5 protein-coding genes are annotated in these 5,865 nt (G+C 59.7%); 1 reads left to right on the top strand and 4 read right to left on the bottom strand.

All coding sequences use genetic code 11. The features are described 5' to 3' along the window. Positions 1-1,075 (bottom strand): BatA domain-containing protein (locus ABX749_RS18875; RefSeq protein ID WP_372897326.1); only part of this gene is annotated, 1,075 nt, incomplete at its 3' end. Continuing rightward, positions 1,072-1,980 carry a DUF58 domain-containing protein gene (locus ABX749_RS18880; RefSeq protein WP_145207554.1) on the bottom strand — a complete coding sequence of 303 codons (909 nt, stop codon included), beginning with the start codon at positions 1,978-1,980 and terminating at the stop codon, positions 1,072-1,074. The genes ABX749_RS18880 and ABX749_RS18875, both read right to left, overlap by 4 nt. Positions 1,981-2,236: 256 nt before the next feature. Here ABX749_RS18880 and rarD point away from each other — a divergent pair, with 256 nt between their 5' ends. Continuing rightward, complete coding sequence (gene rarD, locus ABX749_RS18885) at positions 2,237-3,118, top strand: EamA family transporter RarD (protein WP_372897327.1); 882 nt, start codon at positions 2,237-2,239, stop codon at positions 3,116-3,118. 166 nt (positions 3,119-3,284) lie between these two features. Here the strand turns inward: rarD and leuD are convergent, their stop codons facing one another. Both leuD and leuC read right to left on the bottom strand, forming a co-directional pair. Continuing rightward, on the bottom strand, positions 3,285-3,878 hold the full coding sequence (gene leuD / locus ABX749_RS18890; protein ID WP_372897328.1) for a 3-isopropylmalate dehydratase small subunit: 594 nt from the start codon (positions 3,876-3,878) through the stop codon (positions 3,285-3,287). A gap of 126 nt (positions 3,879-4,004) precedes the next feature. Next, entirely contained in the window at positions 4,005-5,429 is a 1,425-nt protein-coding gene (gene leuC, locus ABX749_RS18895; protein ID WP_145207550.1) for a 3-isopropylmalate dehydratase large subunit, read from the bottom strand. Positions 5,430-5,865 lie beyond the last annotated feature (436 nt).

Genomic DNA, 5,865 nt, shown 5'->3' on the forward strand with positions numbered 1-5,865 from the left:
GTTCATTGCCGGGCCGTCCGTCGACCAACAACACGTTGACCTCGTTGATCACCTCAACGGCTACGCTGCGCGTATTGTCTTCGACCAGCACGTCACCACGATCGATCGTCGCAGCGACTTCATGGATCCCGGCCTGATCGATGGTGTGGGTCAGCCGATTCGTAGATGTTGATTTCGCGTCGATCGAAACCACTCGCGGTTCCAACGGTTTTCCGTCGATCGACCAGATCAATCGCAAGTCGTTGGCGGGCAGGTCGGACGCATTGCGTAGTGTCGCCGTGTAGACTCCCGAACGTTCGCTGACGATCACGGGCGAATCGATGGTCACCGCATCGACCGAAACGTTGGCCAGGTCGTCCCAGTGAGTGCCCACGTCCAACATGTCGATGACAAGTCGATTGCCGCGATCGGATTCCGCTTCGATCTTGTTCGTTTCGGCGATGCGACGGGCGGCTTCCAGAGTTGCGGTATCGACCGCGCCGGCTTGAAAATCGGACACAACCAGGATCTGGCGTCTGGGATGCGAGCCTTCGTCGGCGGCGGCGATGGCCGCATCGACCAGTTGACCGATCGACACGGCGTTGCCTTGGGCATCGATTTTTCGCAAGCCGGCCAACGCATCGGAAACACCCATCTTGGACGGTACAGCGCCCAACCGCGATCCGCGGACCAACATCACTTCATCGCGTCGCGTCAGATCCGCCAGCACGGTTCGAAGTTCTTGTTTGGCGACTTCGATCCGCGACGGTTCGCCCGGCGGCGTCAAGGACATGCTGCGCGAATCATCGATCGCGATGACCAGTGTTTTCGGAGCATCGCCGGCGAGTGCGCGAAGCCCCGTCCAAACGGGCCGAGCCAGACAGAACGCCAACAGTACCGGGATCGCACAACGCAGCAACAACAACAGCAGATTGGTCACCTGCATGCGACGGCGATTGACACGCACCACGCTTTCGAGCAAGTACATCGCACCCCAGTCCACGGTTTTGAACCGGCTGCGAAAGAACAGATGGATGATCAGCGGGATCGTGAAGGCGAACGCGCCAAACGCCAACGCTGCATTGAGAAGACTCATCGGACCGCGCGTCTCCTCGCCGCGACATACTCATGCAAGACGTCGACAAAGGGTTGGTCCGTGGTGATCGGAATCAGATCGACGCGGCTCCGTCGACTCGCTTCGCGCAAGGCTTCGTTGTGTTGGGCCAGCCGGTCCTGATAGGCATCTCGGATCGACGCGGCATCAACAGTCTGTTCGTCGAGGGCATGTTCCAAGTCGCGGAACTGAATGCGTCCCGAAAACGGAAACTCCACTTCGTCAGGGTCTAAGATTTGAAAGAAGATGATCTCGTGTTTGTTGGCTCGAAACTGAGCCAGGGATCGTGAAATCGATTCGGCGTCGCCCATCGAATCGGAAATGATCACGATCAATCCCCGCCGTCCGACTTTGGGAACGATCTTGCGGAACACGCCGCCCAGGTCCGTGTCGCGTCGTGATTGGTCCGCCACCAATGCCGACAGGATCGGTTGCAGGTGAGAGGGGCGGCTTCGCAGCGGGACCTGTTGCCGCAGGTCGTTGTCAAACGTCACCAGCGCGACGGGGTCTTGCTGGCCCAACATGAAGTAGGCGAATGCGGCGGCGAGGCGGGTGGCGTATTCGTGCTTGGTCAAACCGTCGACGCTGCGAGTCCCCTTGTAGGCCATCGAACCGCTCTGGTCGACCAATAAGTGGCACCTTAGGTTGGTTTCTTCTTCGTACTGGCGGATGTACAAACGATCGCTCTTGCCGAAGACCTTCCAATCGATATTCTTCAGCTCGTCGCCTTGGACATATTGTCGGTGCTCCTTGAATTCGACACTGAACCCTTTGTGGGGTGAACGGTGTCGTCCACTGCAGTAGCCTTCGACAATCTCCCGCGCCAGGATTTGCAATCGCGCGACGCGCGACAGTTCCTTGGGTTTGACGAAATCCAATATCCGCATGGGGGGCTCGGGTTCGGTGGGCTGGGCTTCAGTGGGCGGCGGTTGACTGCGCTGGGCTTCAGTGGGCTGCGGCTTCAGTGGGCTGCGGTTTAGCGGGCGTTGATCTGGCGAGTGCCAGTGGCGGGTCTGCCCCCAGACATTCTAAGAATGACAACGGTTCCGGACCCGAATTATACCCTGTTCCAGTTGAGGGATTTGTCGAGATCCTTTCCTTCACCATTTTACGGCAGCTTGCCAAGGGTTTCCAAATCGCAGCATGTCCGCTTCCACCCGATTGGGATTTTTCTGTGCGGTCGCCGCCAATGTGATTTGGGGCCTGTTTCCGATCTTCTGGAACCTGCTGCGCGGGACGTCGGCGCTGGAGTTGGTCAGCCACCGGATCGTCTGGGCGTTTGTGTTTTCGATGGTGATCGCCGTGATTCGATTTCGGCTCAGCAGCCGGATCGTTCGGGCGGCGTTGTTGGAGTCACTTCGGCGGCGACAAACGTGGGCGATCTACTCTGCCGCCGCGTTTCTGATCGCGATCAATTGGGGGGCGTTTCTGTACGCGGTGACCAATGAGCAAGTGCTGCTTTCATCGCTGGGCTATTACATCAGCCCGCTTTTTAACGTGTTGCTTGGCGTGGTTGTGCTCGGTGAGCGGTTGTCGGCCCCGCGTTGGGGCGCGGTGGGCCTGGCCGGAGTCGGCGTCACGGTGATGACCGTCGCCGCGGGCCAGTTCCCGTGGGTTTCGTTGCTGATGGCCGGTTCGTTTGCCGGATATGCGTTGGTCAAAAAGAAAGCCCGATTGGATCCGATGAACGGCTTGTTCTTGGAAACGCTCGTGCTTTTGTCGCCGACGCTGGTCTATTTGGCGTTCTTGTACCAAGGCGGCGCCGGTGACTTTGGCCGCGGCGACCCGATGCTGGACTGGATGTTGATCATCGGTGGATTTTTGACGTTGGTTCCGCTGGCGTTTTTCTCCGCCGCGGCACAACGCATTCCACTGACGTTGATCGGCGTCCTGCAGTTCATCGGGCCGACGTTGCAGTTCTTCGTCGGCGCGTTTTACTTCGGCGAACCGATGTCGACCTACACGCTCGTCGGGTTCGCGTTCGTTTGGAGCGGCGTCGCGGTGTTTCTGGCGACGCGGCGGTGAGCGTCGGAGTTCCCAACCGCACGAGAACTCGACCGTAACGCTGAAGATCGCCTGACGACGCTGCGCTACCGTGGTGGTGCAGGACACGTGGCGCGGGTTGACGATCACGATCCGCAACGGCATGCACAGCATGCCCTACGATCCGTGGTGGCATGCACGGCATGCCCTACCAGGTTCGGGCGGCTTCGTACTGGGAGATCTTGTCTTCGAACTTGAGGGTTTGTCCGATATCGTCCAAGCCTTGCAGCATCTTGTCGCGGCGGCTGGCGTCGACTTCGAACGACCGCTCCCAACCGTCGCCGTCTTTGACGACTTGATTCTCCAGATCGACGGTCAATTCGTACGTCCCCTTGGCTTTCGCGGTTTCGAACAGATGATCGATATCGGACTCGGCCAACGTGATCGGCAGCACGCCGTTTTTGAAACAGTTGTTGAAGAAAATGTCGGCGAACGAAGGGGCGATCACGCTGCGGAACCCATAATCGTCGAGCGCCCAGACGGCGTGTTCGCGGCTCGATCCGCTGCCGAAATTACGACGGGCGACCAGGATCGAGGCGCCTTTGACGGCGGGCTGGTTCAGTTCAAATTCCGGGTTGGGCGTTTCGCCGTCTTCCAGAAAACGCCAGTCGTAGAACAGGAATTGCCCGAATCCGGTTCGTTCGATCCGTTTGAGAAACTGCTTGGGGATGATTTGATCGGTGTCCACGTTGGCACGATCCATCGTCGCGACGATGCCGGTGTGTTTGGTAAAGCTTTGCATGATTGATTGAAGAAAGTTGTTTGGTTGAAGTCGCTTCGGAACTCGGTGGTGAGATCGGCTTGCAGGTGGGTCGCGTCAGGGGATGACAGGCTGGAAGCCGATTCCACGTCTCGTTCGGCAAGTTTTTCAGGACTTGTAGTCCCACTCGCGGATATCGACGAAGTGTCCTTGGATGGCTGCGGCGGCGGCCATCGCGGGGCTGACCAGGTGCGTTCGTCCGCCCTTGCCTTGCCGGCCTTCGAAGTTTCGATTGCTGGTGCTGGCACAGCGTTCGCCCGGCGCCAATTTGTCGGGGTTCATGGCCAAACACATGCTGCAACCGGCTTCCCGCCAATCGAATCCGGCTTCGCGGAAGATCTTGTCCAGGCCTTCGCGTTCGGCATGCACTTTCACTTTACCGCTGCCCGGGACCACCATCGCGTTGACTTTGTCGCTGACGTGGTACCCCTTGATGACTTCGGCGGCCGCCCGCAGGTCTTCGATGCGTGCGTTGGTGCAGGAACCGATGAAGACGCGGTCGATCGCAACCTCCTCCATCGCAGTGCTCGCTTGAAGCCCCATGTAGCTGAGCGCGTCGCGGGTGGTTTTCTGATCGGTCGGATCGGAGAAGTCAGCCGGATCGGGTGTCTTGTCTTTGACGCTGATCACTTGGCCGGGGTTGGTGCCCCAGGTGACTTGGGGCTGGATGTCGGCACCGTTGAAGTGAAGCGACTTGTCATAGCTCGCTCCGGCGTCGGTGGAGAGTTGTTTCCAGCGGGCGACGGCGGCATCGAAATCGGCCGGTGCTTCGGGCAACCCTTTCAAGTAATCGAAGGTGGTTTGGTCGGGTGCGATCATCCCGGCCCGTGCCCCCGCCTCGATCGACATGTTGCAGACCGTCATGCGTTCTTCCATCGTCAGATTTCGCACACAGTCCCCGGTGTACTCGAGCACATAACCGGTGCCGCCGGCGGTTCCGATCTTGCCGATCAAGTACAAGATCATGTCCTTGGCGGTCACGCCCTTGGGCAATTCGCCGTCGACGCGCAGTTCAAACGTTTTCGGTTTGAATTGCAGCAAGGTTTGCGTCGCCAAGACGTGCTCGACTTCGCTGGTCCCGATCCCAAAGGCGAGGGCGCCGAACGCACCGTGGGTGGCCGTGTGGCTGTCGCCACAGACGATCGTCATGCCGGGTTGGGTGTAGCCGTTTTCGGGGCCGATGACGTGGACGATGCCTTGGCGGACGTCGCCGATGTCGAACAGCTGGACGCCGAATTCGGCACAGTTGTTCCGCAGCGTTTCGATCTGTTTGCGGCTGATCGGGTCGGCGATGGGCAGTGATCGGTCGCTGGTCGGGACGTTGTGGTCCGGCGTGGCGAGCGTTCGCTCCGGCCGACGCACTTGACGCCCGTTGATCCGCAGCCCTTCAAAGGCCTGGGGGCTGGTGACTTCGTGAACCAGGTGCAGATCGATGTACAAAATCGCCGGTCCGGATTCCGGTTGGTGGACGACGTGTTGGTCCCAGATTTTGTCTAGCAAGGTCCGCGGGGCGGACGTGTCGGCATCGGTCATAAGTGGGGTGGGGGAAGCGTAGGAATGCTGAAATCGAAGCCTTCACTGTCGGCTGAAAGCTCTGAATTGTCAATGAGCGATCCGGCGACCAGAATGTTCGGGGGGCCGAGCGGGCGACGACGTGTCGGTGCCGCTTCGGATCGTCACGCTCGTGCGACGTTTCTGTCCCGGAAAAAATGGGTGGCGTCGGAGTCGTGGGGGATCAACCGCGTCACGTGGGGTGGCTGGGGTGGTGGGATCGGACGTGAGTTGGGAGGCTGTGTGGGATCGCACGCAGCGAGGCTTCCGGGGGATCGCACGCAGCGAGGCTGCGTCAGGGGATCGCAAGCTGGAAGCTTACGCCACTGGATCGCAAGCTGGGAGCTTAGGCCACTGGCCCGGTCCCCGGGGGGCTGCCGAAAGCGTAGAATCGGGGCCGTTACCAGATTACTTATTA

The organism is Stieleria sp., assembly GCF_041595215.1.
Lineage (GTDB): Bacteria > Planctomycetota > Planctomycetia > Pirellulales > Pirellulaceae > Stieleria > Stieleria magnilauensis.